Here is a 19,626-nt window from a genome sequence, read left to right as displayed (position 1 = left end):
TTCTCCTCGGCTCCTGGTAACCTTGGATTTCTGATTATTGATATACTTTCTTCAAATTCTTTTACTTCCTGTCTGGGTACTTTATGATCTACGTACCTTGTCTTTGTAAACTCAAATGTCTCCCGATCTCTTGCTTTTACATAAGGGGGGTGTAGCTGTAAATGCATCAAGAATAATCCCAAAGCACGAAAAATATCCCCTTTTTTGAACAAAAACTGAATTGCTTTCCCCCGATCCTGATAAGATTGCATCTGATCATAGTTGATAAAAAAGAGACATCTCCCCATTTCTAAATGTATCTCTCTTGATTTATAAAATAAATCCGTAAAAACAGTTTCTTCTTGTATCATTTTCTGCAAAAGCTGCTTTTGCTCCAATCCTTTTTCTTTAAACCTTTGATGGTTATGTAAAGTACTTTCTATTACCTTTCGAAAAGATTGAATATATTTCAATCCTTCTGGTTCCTCAGCATACTTTTGCTCCAATTTTTTCAGTGCTTTATATGCCCACCGGACAAAGAGAAATTTTTTCCCACCAATCCACGAGTTGATCGAAAAAAAACAGAAGCAATCATTGAAATACTTTGTGATATAAAATGAACTTCGATAGCTTCTTGTTTCGGAATAATATTACCATCTACTGTTAGAATAAGGTACCCGGTTACGTTCCTTCCTTGATGATAAGATGCGCCATAATAGATTTGATTCTGATATTTAATAACTTCTGGCATAATCATTACATTTTCACGTGGTTGCTTATAATCTTCAATAATTTTTTTGATATGTTCGGGTATTGCCATAAAAACTCACCTCACTTTATCTAGCTAAAGAGCTTTTTGATTCCCCGTACGGGCGCGGAAAAGAAGTTTCTAAATGATTTATTCTTTGTAAAATATTTTCCTGCAGTTCCTAAACACCAAAAAGCCAAACCTCCACCTAACAATATTAGACCAGCCGCAGGAACTGCAGCCATTATAAGCGTTCCAATCCCAAAAGCCGCTCCCCCTAAACCTGCGATCCCTTTTAAGACCCCATCTGCTTGCTTCTGTGAACCATCTTCGACGGCAAAAGCTTGGGAAAAACCTGCAACCGATTCATATGCCAAGAGACCAACACCTACCCAGCCGGCAAATTTACCCAAACCACTGATCGATCCTGGAGATGCTGCAAGTTGCGAGAAACTAATTCTTCCGCTTGGACCAGCTAAGAAGGCCCTCTTCCAAATAATCGACTACCTTTCCCCTTAACGCGGAATGAAAACAAGATTGATTTATCTACCAACCCCATACACTGTTTATTTAAGATGGCCAGGTTGAATAATATACTAACTCTAAGATTTTTCAATTACTTAAGTTCCGTATTTTGGACAATATTTGAATTTGGCTTACTTAATTGATATTGATAATGAATAAAAGAGGGAAAACCAAAAAACAAGCATGATTTCCCTCTTTCTACCAACAACAGCCTTTCAACTTCAATCCAATTGACCAGCCCATTTCGCATAAACAAAACCGTTAATAAAGCTGAATAGCGGAATAAAAAACATATTGACTGTTAACAGCACCAGAGAAATAATCAAAAAGTTATGCGTCAAACTCAATACACCAAATTCAATTATCCGTTCGACTGTCATTTCCACCAGCGAAAACCCGAGAATGATCCCCAGCAAACGGAAAAAATTGTCCTTGCCAAACTGAATCGCCAGTTTAAAGGCACTACCCCATTTTTCCCCTTCCATAACCACTGCATAGGGGAAAGCATAAAGAAGTACCATCAGGATCAGGCCCGGAATGATAAAAAACAAGCTGCTAACCACCACACAGATTGCATATAAAATTCCCATAACATAAACCGTAAAGCCACTTTTCATCAGACTGTCAATAGTTTTACTGACTTTAACGGGCTCACGGCTGATATGTAACTGAAATAAACGAATAAAAGGAATTTGTACAAAACTGATAGATAGCAGAATAATAAATGCAAAAAACCAATCAGCCACATAAACAAGATTCAGGATGCCGTAATAGGTATAAAAATAATTGGTAAAAAACATGGCAATCAACTGAACAGGCAGGGTAACGAGTAAACCCAGAAGCAAAATGCGTCCAAACTCCTGCTTATAAAGTTGTAAAGATGACCGGATAACCATCGTCCACTTCCTTTAACTTCTTGGATTTCGTATACTTTGGATTTGTTTTTCACGTAATGGCCGGTTGGCTTCATAACGTTTTACATCTTGGCGAATATCCTGATAACCTTCATATGTTCTCTTATCCACTTTCAGTTTCCGATGATATTGAAAGAGTCTTAAATACCTCAATTGGTTAATTATATCCCAAAGCGGAATCTGCCTTTGAAACAGATTTAAGAATTCCCTGCGAACCTGGTCCGTTTCAATTTGTACTCTTAATTGCTTTGCCACCAAGTTCATTAATAGTGTATGCTCATGATCCACCCGATCATAAAAATCTCTTGTAATCAAGTAATCCGTTGTCAACTCTGAAAAAAGTTTTTTTCCTCTTTCTACAACTTCCTTCATCTCTTCATGCGTGGAAAGCATCACTGACGGAATCTCTAAAAACCCTTGATAAGCTCTTTCCAACTCTGTATTTTTTGATCGCTCGACAGCAGGATACACTTTCTCCAACAGACGTTTTAAACGATGCCAAACAAATTGCGGCTTCTGGATCCAATATGGGCCTATATGAATTAAAATGGTTTTTAAATGGGTATCAACACCAGTAAGCAGTTTATAAACCTCGAAACATTCTTCAAAAGGAAGCAACTCTCCATCCTCTCGAACAATTAATAATCCAGTCAATGACTCTTTTATCGGTTCCTTCCAATAAACTACCATGTAGTAATTTTCTCTATCTATTTCGGCATGTTCATTGTAAATTTTATATTTTTCACCCGAATAACAATACTTTTTTGCCATTTCCTTGACCTGAGCAAGAGGATCCGGTAATGGATTGGTCATCAGTTTTTTTAAATTCATTTCTCTTCCTCCCATTAAAACCAGCTGGTTACTTTGTTCCATACTTTTTTTGCACCATCAGCTACCGCCTTGCCTGCATTTTTGAATGCTTTAGTTCCACCTACATTGATATACAAAATATACAAAGAACTGAATCCCCATAATGCTGCCCCGCCAATCAACAGAAAAGCCCCAAAGGGTGTTGGCCCAGCCAGGGCTGATGCCGATACCATTCCTTCTCCCAAACTGCCAAACGCTTTTATGATATTATCTGCCCGGTCATCTCCGGTGGAGTTGATAGCTTTATAAATATTTATCGACATATCAGCCGCCGAAACCGCCATCCCGCCTATTGCGACCCCTTTTGACAGACGGCTGACCGTTTTCATCGTATTTAATGTTTTTTGGACGTTTGCAATATCTGTTAAATTATCGCTTGTAGCAACAACCTCATCTAAATTTTTTACTGTTTTAACATCCCGTAAAATATTAATGGAATCAATGGTCTTATCAGTAGCATCCCAGGCATCAATAATGATTTTGGGTGGCGACCCGTCTCCAAAAAAAGCACCAATAATGCCACGGGGAGATTTTAAAATGTTGTAACTTGATTTTCCAGCTACAGCAATATCATCTATCGGATTATCGCCTGTAAAAGGTTCGATCGCACCCGTCCAATCCAAGGCAATATCTTTTAAGGTAAACTTGGTTATTTTCCACCAGGCATCTTCTGTATCAAGCCATGGGTGTTGCTTTCCCTGTTGGTTCCCTTCGTCAGGTTTTACAGAGCCATTTTGCGGAGTTTTATAATCGGGAAGTACTGGATCGGTTGTCGGAGCTTTATAATCAGGAAGAACCGGGTCAGTTGTTGGAGCCTTGAAATCGGGAAGCACCGGGTCTGGTGTGGCCTGTGCTTTTAACAGAAAGGGAAAAAACGGAAAAAACAACATCATAAATATCATTGATAAAATAATCAGGGCAATCGTTCTCTTTGTATTTTTTATTTTCACGTTTGACTCTCTCCAAACTTTGCTCTCTGTTTTCTAAAAAATAGAAATGGAGTGAACAGGCTAAATGGCGATAGTATTTATACCTTGGAATAATTTAGCCTGTTAAACAATGTATCTTATTGATACTCCTCTAAACCTTTATTTTTCATTTCCTTAATTCTCTTTTCTAGCTCTTGATAATTATCCCTTAAAATCTTGTTTAAGCTATGATATTTGCTATCAGAGTATTTTTCCAGTTCTTTTTTTCGCCAAATGAGATAAGAATCTACGGTTTGCCGATTTTCAAAGTTTATTTTTTTCTTTTCTTCCAAATAATTAAGTGCATCAACCATCCGTTGATTTTCTAACTTCACTTTCTGATCAAATTCACTAGCTGCTAAACCTACAAGTTTTCTCACTGCTGTCTCTTTTTCTATAAGGGTTCCTTGTAATTTTGAACGTGCTTCTGTATCCCAGATACGCCATTTTAACTCCATTTTCGTATTTTGAGCATCCAAATACCGGCGTAATTCCTCAGCGCTATTGGCAGTCTCAAATTCCCCGCCCCCCGCCACAGCCACTTGTTTCAACGCCTGTTGTCCGGCATTATCCACATCAAAGCCAATGATGTTTACAATCGCCTTTATATTCGATTCATGCAACTGCTTTGCCGCTCCAACCGGGTCACCGCCACAGGTCTCTATTCCATCACTTACGATATAGACAATGTTTTCATTCTGGCTGGCGTTATACTTGCTCAAATCTTTTTGCGCTTTCTGGATCGCCAGCGCAATCGGGGTGTAACCGACGGGTTTCAGTTGATTTAATGATTTCTCAAACTTATTCTGGTTGTATTTGGATAAAGGATAGATTTCCTCCGTACTTTTGCAGGAAACCTCTTTATCTTTCCTTTGATTGCTTCCCAGATGGCCATAGACCCGCAGGGACACATTGACTTGTTCCGGCAATGCCTGGGCAAAACGGGACACAGCATGCTTGGCGATTTCCATCTTCCTTTGTCCATCTACATGCCCAGCCATACTACCACTCGCGTCTACCAGAACGACGATATTTACCTGTTTTCTTTTTTCTTGCAGAGCATTGGGCTGTTCAGAATCCGTTGGCTGCCCCCCAGCGATGGTATAAGTTGTATCAAACTCTTCCACCTTCTTGACCAAAGGGCGGTAATCTTCTGACAAAAAGTGAACCAAATAACGATAGGCTTCGGTTGAAGATATGTTATCCGGCAATTGATCCAACTCGGCTTGCAGTTTCTGTTCATCATATTGGCTTCCTGAAAAGACTCCCGGCTTTTCGTCAAAAATCCCCTGAACATCTTCGCCAAATTTTACTTTTTCCGGTATTGACTCTTCAGGGTTGATGGCTGCCTCCTGGCTTGCATTACACGCTGTCAGCAACATCACGACAATCAAAATGCTCAAAAAAACTAATTTCGGAAACCTGTTCATCTGCATCCCTTCCCGTATTTAAAAATATGACGGAAGAGGCATGGCTAATAAGACCATACCCCGGATCTTTCATATACTAGTCATTCTAAGGTTGCTGGCCAGATTGACCATCTTGTGTAACTCCTTGAATAGTCTCAATAACCTTATTCTTCATTTCTTCCATAATTTCTCCACCCAATCCACCTTCATCCTTACTAAACACGCCAATCAGCAAAGCGGCAAAGGCAGCTCCGGCAGCAATAATCAACACATACTCCAACGTGGGAGAACCTTTTTTACTTTTGAAAATGTTTTTCATCATACTTCCTCCTCATTAAATAAAAAATTCTATAAGTCAATAAATGCCTGCCATCATACTAATTCTTTTTTTACCCGGACACCTCCTTCAAAACGTACCGGTTAAAAACCACTGAAGATATTGTGGGCAATAAAGTTGGTGTAAATAATGGCACTTAAGATCAAAAACATAATTGAAGGCGCAATGATTAATCCGGTAACCAGGGAAATCTTGGGTGCTGCTTTACCGGCCTCTTCTTTTGCTTTCTCTGATCTCATCCGGCGCATTTCCTGGGCTTGCAGAGCGAAGGTTTTCGCAATCGGTGTTCCCAGGTTATATGCCTGAATCAGTGATTGAATCAAGGCCTCCAATTCAGGGGAGTCTGTTCTTTTAAGCAAGGAACGGTAAGCAATTTCCCTTTGCATCCCAAACCGGATTTCCTGATTTAACCGCGCCAGTTCCTCACTCAACGGGCCGTCTGTAGTTTCCACATAATAAGCAAGAGCATCATCCATAGACATCCCTGCCTGTAGTGTAATACTCATCATGTCGAGATAATCAGGAAGTTCCAGTCGAATCTGTTGTTGCCTCTTTTTCGCGATAAAGCGCACCAGATAAATCGGAGCCATATAGCCCAAAAATGGGGCAAAGACGATCAAAAAGACAGCTAGGGGAAGACCGAATAAGTACCAGAGAAAACCGAATACCGCACCGGTAATTAAACCGAGCAACTTCGCACCATGGATCCGCGCTACTGTTAATTGATAAGGATATCCGGCTTTAGTCAATGAACCTTCCAGCTCCCGGTCATCACTAAGAATTTGAATTTTCCTTCCTGTAGGCGACAATTTATCCATCCATTGATGAAGAAATGCCCTTTTACTTCGTTTTTGTTTCATAACTTTCCATGGTGGAATAAAGTGATCCAGGTTGGAACGCACTTTTTCCAGTTCCATGCTGTAGGAGTAATAAAAAATCCCTGCCAAAAAAAGACTTGACCAGATACAAACAACAATAAAATAGAGTATCATTATAATCTACCCCTACACTTTGATGTCAGCAATTTTCTTAATTAATATAAAACCAATAATCTGCAAAATAATAAAAATCCCTAAAACAATCATTCCATAAATAGATGAGAAAAACTCAATAAAACCATCCAGCATTTTGCTCATCATAAAGACAACCAATAGTGATACAATCGGCAACAAATAGGCCGAATAGCGGGACTGGGCCACGGTGGCGTCAATGGTCTTGTGAATAATTTTTCTTTCTTCCATGGTATTGGCCATTTCGCTCAGGACTTTGGCCAAATCCCCGCCGGCACGCCGCTGAATGATCAGGGCATTGACAAAGACCTGCATATCGCGGGATGGAACCCGCTCAAGCATCTCTTTCAGTGATGTTTCGAGATTCCTTCCCAACTGCAATTCCTTAACAACGATACCAAGTTCCTCTTTGATGGGACCATGCATCTCTTTCTCAACCAGTTCCAAGCCCTGCGGAATAGACAAACCTGCACGCGCCGCACTGCTTAACAGGCGGCAGGCTTCGGACAAATGGTCTTCAATTTTTCGCACATAAAGGAATTTACGGGAATTAATCAGCATTTTCGACCCAAAAGGGACAAGGAAAGAAGCAATCAGTAAACTGAGGAAGAACGGGGCATCAAATCCTATAATCAATAAAAAGATCAGCCCGATTTCTGCAAGCAGCAAAAGTGCCCCATACTCCGACGGACGCAAGTTGATGCTTGCCCTTTTCAATTCCGGTTCCAGTTTTTTCGCCCAGGATTGTTGATCGAGGCGGTCTGCCAGGCGGTCCGACCAGCTGATTTCTTCCTTGTTTCCAATATATTTTTCAAGAACCTCCGCCGTTTGGCTTTTGGCGACTCTCATCTGCAGCCAGAAACAGATGGCAATCATGAAACAAAAAACAGCGGCTGTTCCAAAGATGGCTATAATCATAAATGTTCCCTCCCTGGTGAAACGGGACGGAAAATATCTTTATTTACACTGACACCATATGCCTTGAGCCGTTCATAACATCTGGGAATGGTTCCGGTAGCACTGAAATATCCTTCTACCTTCCCGTCAGGGGAAATGTTGGTCTGGACGAAACGGAAAATATCGTTCATCCGTACCATTCCGTCTTCCTTCTGCTCCATTTCGGAGATGGCCAACATTTTCCGTTTTCCATCTGGCAGACGGCCAATCTGCACAATATAGTCAACCGCCCCAACAATATACTGGCGAATCACTTCAGACGGAAGATCAAGACCCGACATCATGACCATTCCTTCCAGACGGCTCATCGCGTCAGAAGGGGAATTGGCGTGGACGGTGGTAATTGATCCTTCATGTCCGGTATTCATCGCCTGGAGCATGTCGAACGCTTCCGCCCCGCGAACTTCTCCCACAATAATCCGGTCGGGACGCATCCTGAGCGCATTTCTCACCAGTTGCCGGATGGAGACTTCCCCTTTTCCTTCGACGTTGGCCGGACGTCCTTCCATTCCCACCACGTGATTATGGGGAATACGCAGTTCCGCCATATCCTCAATCGTGATAATCCGCTCATCGGGCGGAATAAAACAGGCCAAGGCATTCAGCAGAGTCGTTTTTCCGCTTCCGGTTCCCCCGGAAATAATGATGTTTAACCTGGCATGAACCAGGCTTGTCAGGAACTGCCCCATTTCTTCTGTCAGACTTCCAAATGAAATTAAATCATTCAGGCGAATCGGTTCTTTGCGAAATTTCCGGATTGAAACTACGGACCCTTTTAAACTGATGGGGGGAATCACCGCGTTAACCCGGCTGCCATCAGGAAGGCGGGCATCCACCATTGGGGAACTCACGTCGATCCGCCGCCCAATCGGAGCGACAATCCGGTCGATGACATGACGAAGGGCTTCCTCATCCCGAAATTGAATATCCGTTTTGTGAAGTTTCCCGTTTTTCTCATAAAACACTTCATATGGACCATTGACCATGATTTCCGTTATTTCGTCATCATTCAGCAAAGCTTCCAGAGGCCCATACCCCACCGATTCGTTAATGATCCGGTTAATCACCCGGTTGCGTTCTTCATTTGTCAAAACCACCTGCTCATCAGCCAGGTACCGGCTGACCAAACGATCCAGCGTAATACGCAATTCAGATGAAGACATTCGGGTCAGTTTTTCCAAATCGGTTTCCCTGAGCAACCGCGCCTTGAAATGCTGGGCCAATTCATTGACACGATTGTTATCCACTGACTTCTTTTTCGCTGTCTCTTGCTCGTTTTTCCGTTTTATATGTTTTGTTAACCGCTTGTTTTGCGAAAAAATCGCCATAAAACCTCTCTCCCGATGATCGTTTTAATCTGCTATATTGGGGGCTTTCAAAATCCGGATACTTGCCGCAGTGTTTTGCAGGCTGACAAAATCGGCTGCCTGCTCAAGAGTCATTTCCAGTCCCAAACCGGTCACGGACTTGTCATCCTTCGCCAAAGACACAATGGGGATTCCTCTGTACTTATAAATATGTCCTTTCCCGTTTCGATCGACATAAACAATATCGACCCGGTCTCCGTAATTAAATACATCATCAAATCCCACCATATCGGAGCGGTAAATCATCACCATCCGTTTGTCGCCTGAGCCAAGCTCCATCCGGGGTTTGAGTATGTTTGTGGTCAGTGCCTCCCCTTCCCCCAAAGGAACTACGGAAACCAGATCAGCAATTTGATACCGTCTTCCTTCCAATTCAATCATGTTTAAATCCGTCACCGCAGATTTTTGGACATACTGCTTTGGAATTTCCACAACCTCAAAATCTTCCGGACTCAGTTCTTCCCGGGCATTAATCCCCTCCTTGGCAACATAGACCGGCTCAAAATTCCCCAATCTCGCATCAATCGCACTCACCTTCTGCATAAACAGGATTCCAGCCACCAGGGAAAGTATTAATGCAATTACCAGAAACAATATCGCTCTTCTTTTTGCATCTTGCATAAGTTCGAACACCTGCTTATAATTAGAGTTTTTTATCCCCCAAACGGGAATTTCCACAGATAACACACCAAAGTAGCAAGAAGGATAAAGGGTGCAAACGGAAATTCCGTATGCCAGCCAATCTTTTTCCATCGCACCAGTTTCAGGATCACCAGATATAGGGCCGCCAACATGTGTGAACCAAAATAAATTACTAAAAAAGGCTCAAAACCAACGGCCAGCCCCAACATGCCAAACAGCTTTACATCTCCGCCACCAATGGAACGTTCATTGGTCACAACCGCAATGACATACAGAAACAGAAAGGAGACAACCCCTGTCAGAAGGTAATTCCACCACGGTTCCGTTCGCTCAAAAAAGCGGACCAACACAGTAGCTGCAATTCCAATGACAATAAAGCGGTCATAAATCAAGCGTTCTCTTATGTCAGTTACCGCAGCGGCAATTAAAAGACCGATCAGGACTAAATATAAAATGGGTTCAAGTTCCACGTCTGATCATCCTTTTATGATTTGGCGGCTGCTATGCTTTTTGTTTTGCCTAGCATCATGCGGGCAAATTTTTGCACATCTTTGGCAAATGGCGAAATATTTCGTTCATTGCGGACTGTACGAAGCGGTTTGCCCCGGTTTACTGCCTGATCGATTTTTTTCAAATCATCTCGAAATTCCCCGGCAATTTCAAAAGCAAACCGCTGCCGAATTTCCCTGGCTCCTATTTCTGAATCGCGGTTCACACGATTTAACAGTAACTGGAGACGGTCCGTCGGGTCTATGCCAATCATGTTAAACGCCCCCAATACACGATTGAGAATACGTAAAGACAGTGCATCAGGTGTCAACAAGTAATAAATTTTATCTGCTTCTTCCAGGGTCGTATAGGTCAGATCGGTCATTTTCGAAGGCAAATCGACAAGTATGTAATCATAGTAAAGCCGGGCAGCCCGAAGCAAACGTTCCACATGTTCTTCCGTGATTTGCTCCGCAATTTCCAAGTCAGCCGGACTGGTTAAAACCTCTACTTGCGAATAGGGTTCTACCACCGTTACACTGCGGATGTGGTTATCATTCAGCTCACGCAAAACCGGAGTCAGATCATACAGGTTGCGATTGCTTTCCAATTGGAGATACGTCTCAATCCCCCCGTATTGAAGGTTGAGATCAACGAGCAACACACTGCAACTTGATTCCAGCTGCAGTGACTGGGCCAGGGTAGAGGCGATCAAACTTTTGCCTGCTCCGCCTTTCCCGCTATAAAAGGCAATCACCTGCCCCCGGCCCCATGTAAATTCAGCAATATCGCGATTCCGGGCACTCACCGCTTTCAGTGCCTTGACTGCACGGGACAATACGTCAACGATGGCATTGATTTCATCAGGAAAAAACAGCACGTCAAAGGCTCCGGCACGGCTCGCATCGCGTATGCGAATCGAATCTTTGGATTCCGTAAGGTAAATGATTTCAACATGGGTGACTTCCCTTGAAATGTATGGAATCAGCTGCATGCCAATTCCATCCGCTCCCTCGTGCAATAGAACGATATCCGGCTGAATACGAGAAATTTCACGTCGTACCTCTGAGGCAAAAATATGGGTGATTTGCGAGAACTGATGGCTTAGCCGGTCTTGTAAATCCGTTGCAATGGGCGCTTCTTCGGTGACAATCAAAACTTTGATGTCGGAATACATAAGTCCCGTACAGCCTCCTCTGTTTTTCATTAAAGAAACTAAAAAAACGAATCAAAATTAACAGAAATCTTTGTTGAGCTTCCATACATGTACAATAAAATTTGAGCTCAAATACTGTACCAAATTTACCAATTTGACATATTATTGGCAATAATACAAGTGGTTAAAAATAAGTAAAGAAAAAACCGATTATAATATAAACCAATCAAGGATTGATTGTAAAAGAATTATATCGGTTTCACCATATATTCACAACGTATGTAAAGAAAAAACCAGATAAATGCCACATTTCCCCATAAAAAAAGCTTGGTTTTCCAAGCTTTAACTGCAGATTTCATTGGAAGCGATTGCCAGGAAACCTGGTTGATTTCCACTCATAAAGGTCAAAACTCTTCTAAAAATCGCTCTCCAATTGCTGACTGGTTGAAGCCTGGTTCTCCCAAGCGATCACTTTAAATGAGGTTATAAAATAAATGCCGAATTCTTTTTACTGATGGCTCTCTTTTTTTCAGGTAATGGATTTCTAACCGATCGCCAGTTTGGTCATCCGTTCCTGTTTTTCCAATACTTCTTCTTCGGTCAGGTTGGATTTCCGTTCTATTTTCAATTCGCCCAACAGGCTTCCCGCGGTAGAATCGATAACTGAAATATGAATGATTCCGTCGCTGTCGTATTCAAAAATCACTTCAAGGGGAGCCCCTTTGGGATAATCCGGAAGGTCAATCATGCCTTCACCGACAATTTTCACATAATCGAGATCTACATCTTCTCCTTCAGTTATTTGCAGATGCAACTGGGACTGATGATCAACGGTGGTAGTGTAATATCCACTTACCTTACTGGGGATTACGGTATCTTTCCTGAGAACAATCGAATTAAATTCATGGCCGGATTCATCAAGTGCAACGACTCCCATGCTATGGGAGTTCACATCCTGAACCTCGACAATCGGGAAGGTTTGGCTGAGAGAAAGATCTGCTTTTCCTTCTTTGATCTGCAGGATTGCTCCTTGGATGGCAGCACCAAAGGCAACGACTTCATCGGGATTTACATCGAGGGATGGTTTAATGCCTGTCACACGTTCAATCATGGCCGGTACCTGTTTCATCCGGGTGGAACCGCCCACCAGGAGGACTTTGTCAATGTCTTTCCATTCTACATTGGCATCTTCCAGTACAAATTCCATGATCCTTTGCGTACGATTTAACAGGGTTTCCGTTAATTCATCAAATTTTTCCCTCGTCAGGGTGATCGATGCATTAACTCCTTCCGCGGATAAAAACACATTGGTGCGGTCCCGAACAGAAAGTGTTTTCTTTGCAATTTCCGCTTTATCGCGAAGGTCCTGTTCCAGCATGGGGTCCTCCAGTAAATCGACCCCTCCTTGTTTCTGGAATTCTTCATTTAAATAGTTCATTACGGCATTGTCCCAATCAAAACCGCCAAGGTTTTTCGCCCCGCCCGTTGACAGTACGCGCAAACCGCTTTCGGACAGGGACATGATGGTAACGTCAAAGGTACCTCCACCCAAGTCATACACAAGAATCTTTTCATTCATGTGCATTTTGTCCAGCCCGTAAGCGAGTGCGGCGGCCGTCGGTTCATTAATGATACGAAGAACATTAAGCCCGGCAATCCGGCCCGCGTCCTGTGTCGCTTTCCGCTGTGCATCATCAAAATAGGCCGGTACAGTGATTACAGCATCTTCCACTTTTTCGCCCAACAGGGTTTCCGCGTCTTCCTTGAGACGACGTATAATCATGGCTGAAATTTCTTCCGGGGTAAATTCGCCGCCATTTTCTGTATTGAATCTCCACGTTTTGTCACCAATCTGCCTTTTCACAAACTGGACAACATTGAATGGACTTGCAACGGCGGAACGCTTCGCAATGCTCCCTACAACAACCTCCTTGTCTTCAAAGAGAACGACAGAAGGAGTAATTCGTTCTCCTTCCCGATTTACAATAATTTCGGGTTTACCGTATTTATTGACGACAGAGATCGCCGAATAGGTTGTTCCCAGGTCGATCCCAACGACTCTTCCCATCTTTTTTTCACTCCTTCAATCACTTCTAACCAACGGGTTACGGGAGAATTTTTCCTCTTCGCTACCCTCTTTCACGAAATTTTTATGTAATTTGCTGGAAAAAATCAGATTTGACATGAATACGAAAAGATGGGAATCCCATCTCTCGTTTCCCGAGAAACTCCCACGATCAGGAAATCCCCAATGATGAAAGATTAGCCATAAAGTGGCTAATCCCTGGTCTCCCATACCAATTATTTAGGAATTATACTTTTTGATAATCACTTCTTCAGGTCTGAGAACCACATCTTTATATTTGAATCCATGGCGCACCATATGGACAACCATATTATCTTCCGCAGGGTTATTTGTAGGGATTACATCAACAACTTGCTGGATCTTTGGATCAAATTTGTTGGATGGGGCAACGATTAGTTCAACACCGCGACGGTACAGGATTTCCAGCACTTCATGGCTTAAGGTTTGCAGGACATTGATCAGTTCCGGATTGTGTTCTCCCAATTCCAGCTTATCGTTATATATATTGTTCATCCGGTCAATCAACAGAATCAGATCAATAAACAGGGGGCGAAATTGTTGAAGTTCCTGATCCTGCTTCAGTTCTTCCATCTCTTTGTAAAGTCGGTCAAAGGCCACCTCTTTGGTCTTGTCATAAGAAAGACGATTGGTAACCACATTTAATAACGAAGTGAAGTTTTGCTGCAAAGCATTCAGCATGCCCAATACCTGCTGATGGGCACGGGGTTCACTCTTATCTTCCCGGTAATTGACAGGGTTAAAAGTTTCTTTTTTCGTAAGTCCAAAACGTGCTTCAGGAAATGAAAGGTGGTTACCCTTTTCCAAGAATCTATGGTTCTCTTTCCTGGGACCCATAGCTTAACCTCCCTGGTGTTTTTCGATTTCTAATATATATAAAGGCTAAACTATCTATCATTCTCTCTAAATTTATTGGAATGATTTGCCTCGTTAATTAATCGGTCTAACAGTACTACTTCTATCATTTTACTCATAACCACGTTCATGTCGCAAGTACATGAAGAAAAAAGAACAATCTTCGTTTATGAAAGAGAATGCCTATATTTTTAAAGTTACGTGGGATAAATAAAAAATACGTGTAAAACAGAAATATCCTGTCAGTTGACAAAATCGCCAAAATGCAGTAATAACCTAGGGAAATTATAGTCGTTTTAAGATATCTACACAAGGCGATACCAGCAACAGTTGCAAAACATTTCCTGAATCCTTTCATATTATGAAGTTTGTTTGGATAAAATTGTGAACAATTTCTTTATTTGAACATTCCTTTACATTTTCGCAAAACACATTCCAAAATCCTTCCTAAAAGAAAAATGCCCTTTTCAGGGCATCCGGTGTATGGCTATATGGATGACTTTTTTACGGGCCTTTTGCAGTTGATCTGTATAGCACATCCGGCAATAATGTTTGCCATCAAGTTGAAAAAACTGAATATATAAGGACTTTGCACCACACTTTACGCATGTGCACTTATCATGCATAGGCGGCCCTCCCTCTTCAAAAAATTAAGGGTTGATTAGTTAATTCAATACAGACACTAAAAAACCTTTCTGATTCCCAAATATTTATAAATATTCTTTCGCACCCTTTTTCACAAGTTATCCACAATTCAGCCGTATTCTATGAATAACCTGTGTATAAAAAACAAATCGCTTCTAACCCTCAGGTTGAATTAGAAGCGATCTTGCCTGATATCTATTGTTCCTGCTGTCCACGCATGTGGGGGAACAGGAGCACATCGCGGATCGATGGGCTGTTGGTCAAAAGCATCACCAACCGGTCCACGCCAATTCCGAGTCCGCCGGTTGGTGGCATTCCATATTCCAGCGCTTCCAGAAAATCCTCATCCATCGGATGTGCTTCATCGTTTCCGGCCGCTCTTTCTTTCTGTTGCGCTTCAAAACGTTGGCGCTGGTCAATGGGATCATTCAATTCAGAGAAGGCATTGGCGTGTTCCCGTCCAACAATAAACAGCTCAAACCGGTCAGCAAACCTTGGATCTTTTTCGTTTTTCTTCGCCAGCGGGGAAATTTCCACGGGATGGCCATAGACAAAGGTCGGCTGAATCAATTTGTCTTCCACTTTTTGCTCAAAAAATTCATTTACAATATGGCCAAACGTCATAAACTCATTAATTTCTACCTTATGCTCTTTCGCCAGTTGGCATGCTTCTTCATCCGTCATTGGTCGGGTAAAATCAATCCCCGTTTCTTCCTCAATCAGTTCTGTCATCGATTTGCGGGCCCAGCCTGGTGAAAGATCCACTTCATGCTCCTGATACATAATTTTGGTTGTTCCCAACACCTCTTTGGCAACATGGGCGATCAGATTTTCCGTCAAGTCCATGATGTCATGAAAATCGGCGTATGCCTCATACAATTCCATCATGGTAAACTCTGGATTATGCCGGGTTGAAATTCCTTCATTCCGGTAAACGCGCCCAATTTCATAAACCTTTTCAATTCCGCCTACAATTAACCGTTTTAAATGGAGTTCCAGCGCAATCCGCAGGTATAAATCCATGTCCAACGCATTGTGATGGGTGATGAACGGACGTGCTGCACCACCGCCGGCAATTGCGTGCATGGTTGGGGTTTCCACTTCCAGGTAACCGCGCTGATCCAGATAACGGCGCATGGAGGCTATAATTCTGCTGCGTGTGATAAAGGTCTCCTTTACCTCGGGGTTCATGATGAGATCCAGATACCGTTTGCGATACCTGAGTTCCACATCTTTCAGCCCATGATATTTTTCCGGAAGCGGACGAAGCGATTTGCTCAAGAATGTTACCTGATCCGCCTTGACACTGATTTCCCCCCGGTTGGTCCTAAATACTTCTCCTTCTACGCCCAGGAAATCTCCCAAATCGGCAGCGGTAAACAGATCATACTGTTCTTCCCCCACCCGGTCCTTCCGTACGTAAATCTGGATACGTCCACTCATATCCTGAAGATGGGCAAAAGAGGCTTTTCCCTGTTTCCGTTTGGACATTAAACGACCGGCGATCAAAACCTTGGCGTTTTTTTCCTGCAATTCCTCTTTTGTCAGGGAATCATACTGTTCATGAATTTCCCCCGCAAGACGGGTACGTTCATATTTTTGTCCAAATGGGTTAATCCCTTTGTCCTTTAAGATTGAAAGTTTTTCCCGCCTGATTTGAAACAGGTTACTATGTTCTTCATGACTCATGTTCAGCACTCCTTCGTACATTTCATGCAGATTTTGGTTTATTGGTGTCTTGACTGGAAAGTTTCGCTTCCACCGTTTCAGCCACCTCCAACAGGAGATGAACCATGCCATCCCTCGTTTCCTGCTGGTTAACCAGGTTCTTGATCCGGCTGGCGCCTGGCAGGCCTTTCAAATACCATGTTGCATGTTTGCGCATTTCGCGAACAGCGACCTTTTCTCCACGCAGCTTCATGAGCCGATCCATATGCAAAATCGCAATATCCATTTTCTCACGAATGTCCGGTTCTGGAGGAAGTTCACCGGTCTCCAGATATTGAACGGTACGATATAACATCCATGGATTGCCTAAGGCCCCGCGCCCAATCATGACACCGTCGCAACCGGTAAGATCAAGCATCCTCTTCGCGTCTTCCGGTGAAAAGATGTCTCCGTTGCCAATGACCGGAATCCCGACCGACTCTTTCACTTTCCCAATCCATTTCCAATCGGCTTTTCCGGTATACATCTGTTGCCGCGTACGGCCATGCACAACCACAGCCTTTCCGCCAGCCCGTTCCACGGCCCTGGCATTTTCAACGACATAAATATGTTCTTCATCCCAACCGATTCGCATTTTTACGGTGACCGGTTTTTCCACCGCATCTACAACAGCGGCAACCATTTCTTCGATCTTTTCCGGATGGAGCAACCAGCGAGCTCCAGCATCACATCTGGTTACCTTGGGGACGGGACAACCCATATTGATATCTATAATATCAGCATTTGTCTGTTTGTCGACAACTTTGGCTGCTTCCGCCAATGAACTTTTGTCGCCACCAAAAATCTGCAAGCTTAACGGCTTTTCCCGTTCATCAACATATAACATTTCCCTCGTCCGCTTATTGCCGTGCAAAATCGCCTTGTCACTGACCATCTCGGCACAGACCAGTCCAACTCCAAATTCCTTGGCAATCAAACGAAACGCTGCATTGCTGATACCGGCCATGGGAGCAAGAATAACACGGTTCTTCAAAGCCACATCACCGATTTGAAGCATCTTTTGTCTAACCCTCCTTTCAACAGTTGGTTTTATATTGAAATTCGGTTGCTTCCAGTTTGCGCACATCCTGACGCCCAGGAAGTTCCGCGATCCACTCGGAAATTTTTTTATCTGTTCCCGGAATCAGCAGATCCCCGGCAATTTCCAACAGGGGAACCAGTACAAACGCCCGCTCTGTCATCCGCGGATGCGGAACAGTCAAATTTTCTTGCTGAATAATATAATCTTCATAGATCAGCAAATCAATATCAATCGTTCGGGGTCCCCAGCGAAATTGACGAACCCGATGCAACTCCCGTTCAATCAGCAGCAAATTTTCCAACAGCTCTTCAGGCATGAAGGTGGTTTGTATTTTGATAACCTGGTTGTAAAAAGGCGGTTGGTCCACATACCCGACCGGAGCCGTTTCATATAAAGAGGATCTTTGCTTCACACGGATTCCCCTGGTGTGGTTTAACCGTTCAATGGCCTGGTCCAGTTGCTTTTTCCGATCCCCCAGATTGGCCCCCAATCCAAGATAAGCCGTTACTTTACGATTCATGCCTTTTCCTCACGATTTCCACACCGACGGACTCAAAGTGACCAGGAATAGGCGGATTGGGTTTGGTGATTCGCACCATTACTTCCGCAATCGGAAAATCGGCCAATAAACGCCGGGCGATCTGTTCAGCAAGCCTCTCGATCAGTTTTACCCGGGTTTCGGTCATTTCTTGCCGGACCCTTTCATACACTTTTGTGTAATCCACGGTTTTTTCCAAATCATCTGTTGTTCCGGCCTGCCTCAAATCCAGGATCAATTCCAGATCGACATAAAAGCGCTGGCCCAAACGGTTCTCCTCAGGGAATGTCCCATGGTACGCATAGAATGACAGGCGATTCATAAAAATTTTATCCATTAGTCTTCCTCCTTGGGCTGGACACCGTAAAGCATGGCATCCATCATACGGCAAACCCGGCTCATCTCTTTTACATCATGAACACGGACAATCTGACAACCTTTGGCAATCCCAAGCGCTACAGTTGCTGCGGTTCCCTCCAGACGATCATCTGTCGGCAGGTTCAGGGCATGACCAATCATTGATTTCCTCGATGTTCCCAACAGTACAGGGTAACCCAACTCCACAATCCGTTCCAGATGGTGCATGACCGTCAGGTTTTCCTCAAAATTTTTTGCAAATCCGATTCCAGGATCCAGTATGATGTTTTCCTCTTTTACGCCGGCCTGTCTGACATTGCGAACCATTGCCAGCAAGTCCTTGCAAATATCATCCATCAATGAATCATACCTGGCTTCTTGCCGGTTATGCATCAAAATGATTGGCACATCCAGTTCAGCCGCAATCCTGGCCATGTCAGGGTCTTTAGTCGCTCCCCATACATCATTGATGATATGCGCTCCCGCCCGAATCGACCGAAGTGCCACTTCCGCTTTATACGTATCAACAGAAATTGGAACATCCAACTCTTGGTGCAAAATTTCAATCACCGGAATCAGACGCGCCAATTCCTCTTCAGCAGATACATATTTCGCCTGGGGGCGTGTGGATTCCCCGCCAATGTCGATAATTTCAGCGCCATCACGTACCAGTTTTTTGGCATGTGCAACCGCCCGTTCTACCTGATTGTACTTACCGCCATCAGAAAAGGAATCGGGAGTAACGTTAAGAATTCCCATCACCAAAGTATGTTTATCAAAGGAAAGAGTGTAAGACCCTGCTTTAATTACTGACTGATTCATCATCGTTGCTCCTCTCGCTCAATTCATGGATGTTTGAGGTGACATCTTTCATTTGAAACAGTTAGGGACATTTATTCTGTTCTGATCAACAGGACGGCGCTGATTTTTGATCTATAACAAAAAAGTTTGCTGACAATTTTTTGCCAGCAAGCCATCTTGAGTCAGTCTCCATCGTTATGCAGAAG

At 43.2% G+C, this 19,626-nt stretch carries 21 protein-coding genes; all 21 read right to left on the bottom strand.

Annotation, left to right across the window (positions count from 1 at the left end; genetic code table 11):
* On the bottom strand, positions 1–485 hold a 485-nt coding region (locus H2C83_RS02950; protein WP_181737605.1), incomplete at its 3' end, for a hypothetical protein.
* A gap of 5 nt (positions 486–490) precedes the next feature.
* Positions 491–799: a hypothetical protein gene (locus H2C83_RS02945; protein ID WP_181737603.1), complete on the bottom strand. Its 309-nt coding sequence runs from the start codon at positions 797–799 to the stop codon at positions 491–493.
* A gap of 20 nt (positions 800–819) precedes the next feature.
* Positions 820–1,140: a hypothetical protein gene (locus tag H2C83_RS02940; RefSeq protein WP_181737601.1), complete on the bottom strand. Its 321-nt coding sequence runs from the start codon at positions 1,138–1,140 to the stop codon at positions 820–822.
* 333 nt (positions 1,141–1,473) lie between these two features.
* A complete protein-coding gene (locus H2C83_RS02935) occupies positions 1,474–2,148 on the bottom strand; it encodes a hypothetical protein (protein WP_181737599.1) in 675 nt (224 codons plus the stop codon).
* A gap of 12 nt (positions 2,149–2,160) precedes the next feature.
* Positions 2,161–3,039 carry a hypothetical protein gene (locus tag H2C83_RS02930; protein ID WP_181737597.1) on the bottom strand — a complete coding sequence of 293 codons (879 nt, stop codon included), beginning with the start codon at positions 3,037–3,039 and terminating at the stop codon, positions 2,161–2,163.
* Positions 3,012–3,986, bottom strand: a complete 975-nt coding sequence (locus tag H2C83_RS02925) for a hypothetical protein (RefSeq protein ID WP_181737594.1) — start codon at positions 3,984–3,986, stop codon at positions 3,012–3,014. Before H2C83_RS02925 ends, H2C83_RS02930 begins: the two co-directional genes overlap by 28 nt.
* Positions 3,987–4,102: 116 nt before the next feature.
* Complete coding sequence (locus H2C83_RS02920) at positions 4,103–5,224, bottom strand: vWA domain-containing protein (protein WP_181737592.1); 1,122 nt, start codon at positions 5,222–5,224, stop codon at positions 4,103–4,105.
* A 295-nt stretch (positions 5,225–5,519) separates the two neighbouring features.
* The gene (locus H2C83_RS02915) at positions 5,520–5,735 is read right to left on the bottom strand and encodes a hypothetical protein (protein WP_181737590.1); all 216 of its coding nucleotides are present in this window, start codon (positions 5,733–5,735) and stop codon (positions 5,520–5,522) included.
* A gap of 98 nt (positions 5,736–5,833) precedes the next feature.
* Positions 5,834–6,742, bottom strand: a complete 909-nt coding sequence (locus tag H2C83_RS02910) for a type II secretion system F family protein (protein WP_181737588.1) — start codon at positions 6,740–6,742, stop codon at positions 5,834–5,836.
* A gap of 12 nt (positions 6,743–6,754) precedes the next feature.
* Entirely contained in the window at positions 6,755–7,678 is a 924-nt protein-coding gene (locus tag H2C83_RS02905; protein WP_181737586.1) for a type II secretion system F family protein, read from the bottom strand.
* The gene (locus H2C83_RS02900; RefSeq protein WP_181737584.1) at positions 7,675–9,045 is read right to left on the bottom strand and encodes a TadA family conjugal transfer-associated ATPase; all 1,371 of its coding nucleotides are present in this window, start codon (positions 9,043–9,045) and stop codon (positions 7,675–7,677) included. Before H2C83_RS02900 ends, H2C83_RS02905 begins: the two co-directional genes overlap by 4 nt.
* Positions 9,046–9,069: 24 nt before the next feature.
* Positions 9,070–9,705: a CpaB family protein gene (locus H2C83_RS02895; RefSeq protein WP_181737582.1), complete on the bottom strand. Its 636-nt coding sequence runs from the start codon at positions 9,703–9,705 to the stop codon at positions 9,070–9,072.
* 32 nt (positions 9,706–9,737) lie between these two features.
* Positions 9,738–10,196 (bottom strand): prepilin peptidase, encoded by a 459-nt coding sequence (locus tag H2C83_RS02890; RefSeq protein WP_181737580.1) that lies wholly within the window; start codon positions 10,194–10,196, stop codon positions 9,738–9,740.
* Positions 10,197–10,210: 14 nt separating this feature from the next.
* Positions 10,211–11,392 (bottom strand): CpaE/TadZ family protein, encoded by a 1,182-nt coding sequence (locus tag H2C83_RS02885; RefSeq protein WP_181737579.1) that lies wholly within the window; start codon positions 11,390–11,392, stop codon positions 10,211–10,213.
* Positions 11,393–11,915: 523 nt separating this feature from the next.
* A complete protein-coding gene (locus H2C83_RS02880; protein ID WP_181737577.1) occupies positions 11,916–13,439 on the bottom strand; it encodes an Hsp70 family protein in 1,524 nt (507 codons plus the stop codon).
* A 237-nt stretch (positions 13,440–13,676) separates the two neighbouring features.
* The gene (locus H2C83_RS02875; RefSeq protein WP_181737575.1) at positions 13,677–14,282 is read right to left on the bottom strand and encodes a nucleotide exchange factor GrpE; all 606 of its coding nucleotides are present in this window, start codon (positions 14,280–14,282) and stop codon (positions 13,677–13,679) included.
* A gap of 888 nt (positions 14,283–15,170) precedes the next feature.
* Positions 15,171–16,664, bottom strand: coding sequence for a lysine--tRNA ligase (lysS, locus tag H2C83_RS02870; RefSeq protein WP_181737573.1), 1,494 nt, complete (start codon positions 16,662–16,664; stop codon positions 15,171–15,173).
* A 22-nt stretch (positions 16,665–16,686) separates the two neighbouring features.
* The gene (dusB, locus tag H2C83_RS02865; protein WP_181737570.1) at positions 16,687–17,700 is read right to left on the bottom strand and encodes a tRNA dihydrouridine synthase DusB; all 1,014 of its coding nucleotides are present in this window, start codon (positions 17,698–17,700) and stop codon (positions 16,687–16,689) included.
* 19 nt (positions 17,701–17,719) lie between these two features.
* Complete coding sequence (gene folK, locus H2C83_RS02860) at positions 17,720–18,244, bottom strand: 2-amino-4-hydroxy-6-hydroxymethyldihydropteridine diphosphokinase (protein WP_181737568.1); 525 nt, start codon at positions 18,242–18,244, stop codon at positions 17,720–17,722.
* Positions 18,234–18,599 (bottom strand): dihydroneopterin aldolase, encoded by a 366-nt coding sequence (folB, locus tag H2C83_RS02855; RefSeq protein ID WP_181737566.1) that lies wholly within the window; start codon positions 18,597–18,599, stop codon positions 18,234–18,236. The genes folK and folB overlap by 11 nt, the downstream gene beginning before the upstream one ends.
* Entirely contained in the window at positions 18,599–19,441 is an 843-nt protein-coding gene (folP, locus tag H2C83_RS02850) for a dihydropteroate synthase (protein WP_181737616.1), read from the bottom strand. Before folP ends, folB begins: the two co-directional genes overlap by 1 nt.
* Positions 19,442–19,626 lie beyond the last annotated feature (185 nt).

The organism is Thermoactinomyces mirandus, from assembly GCF_013868055.1.
GTDB classification, from domain to species: domain Bacteria; phylum Bacillota; class Bacilli; order Thermoactinomycetales; family Thermoactinomycetaceae; genus Thermoactinomyces; species Thermoactinomyces mirandus.
The sequence above is the reverse complement of the archived record's forward strand: the minus strand, read 5'-3'. Positions and strand labels throughout refer to the sequence as shown.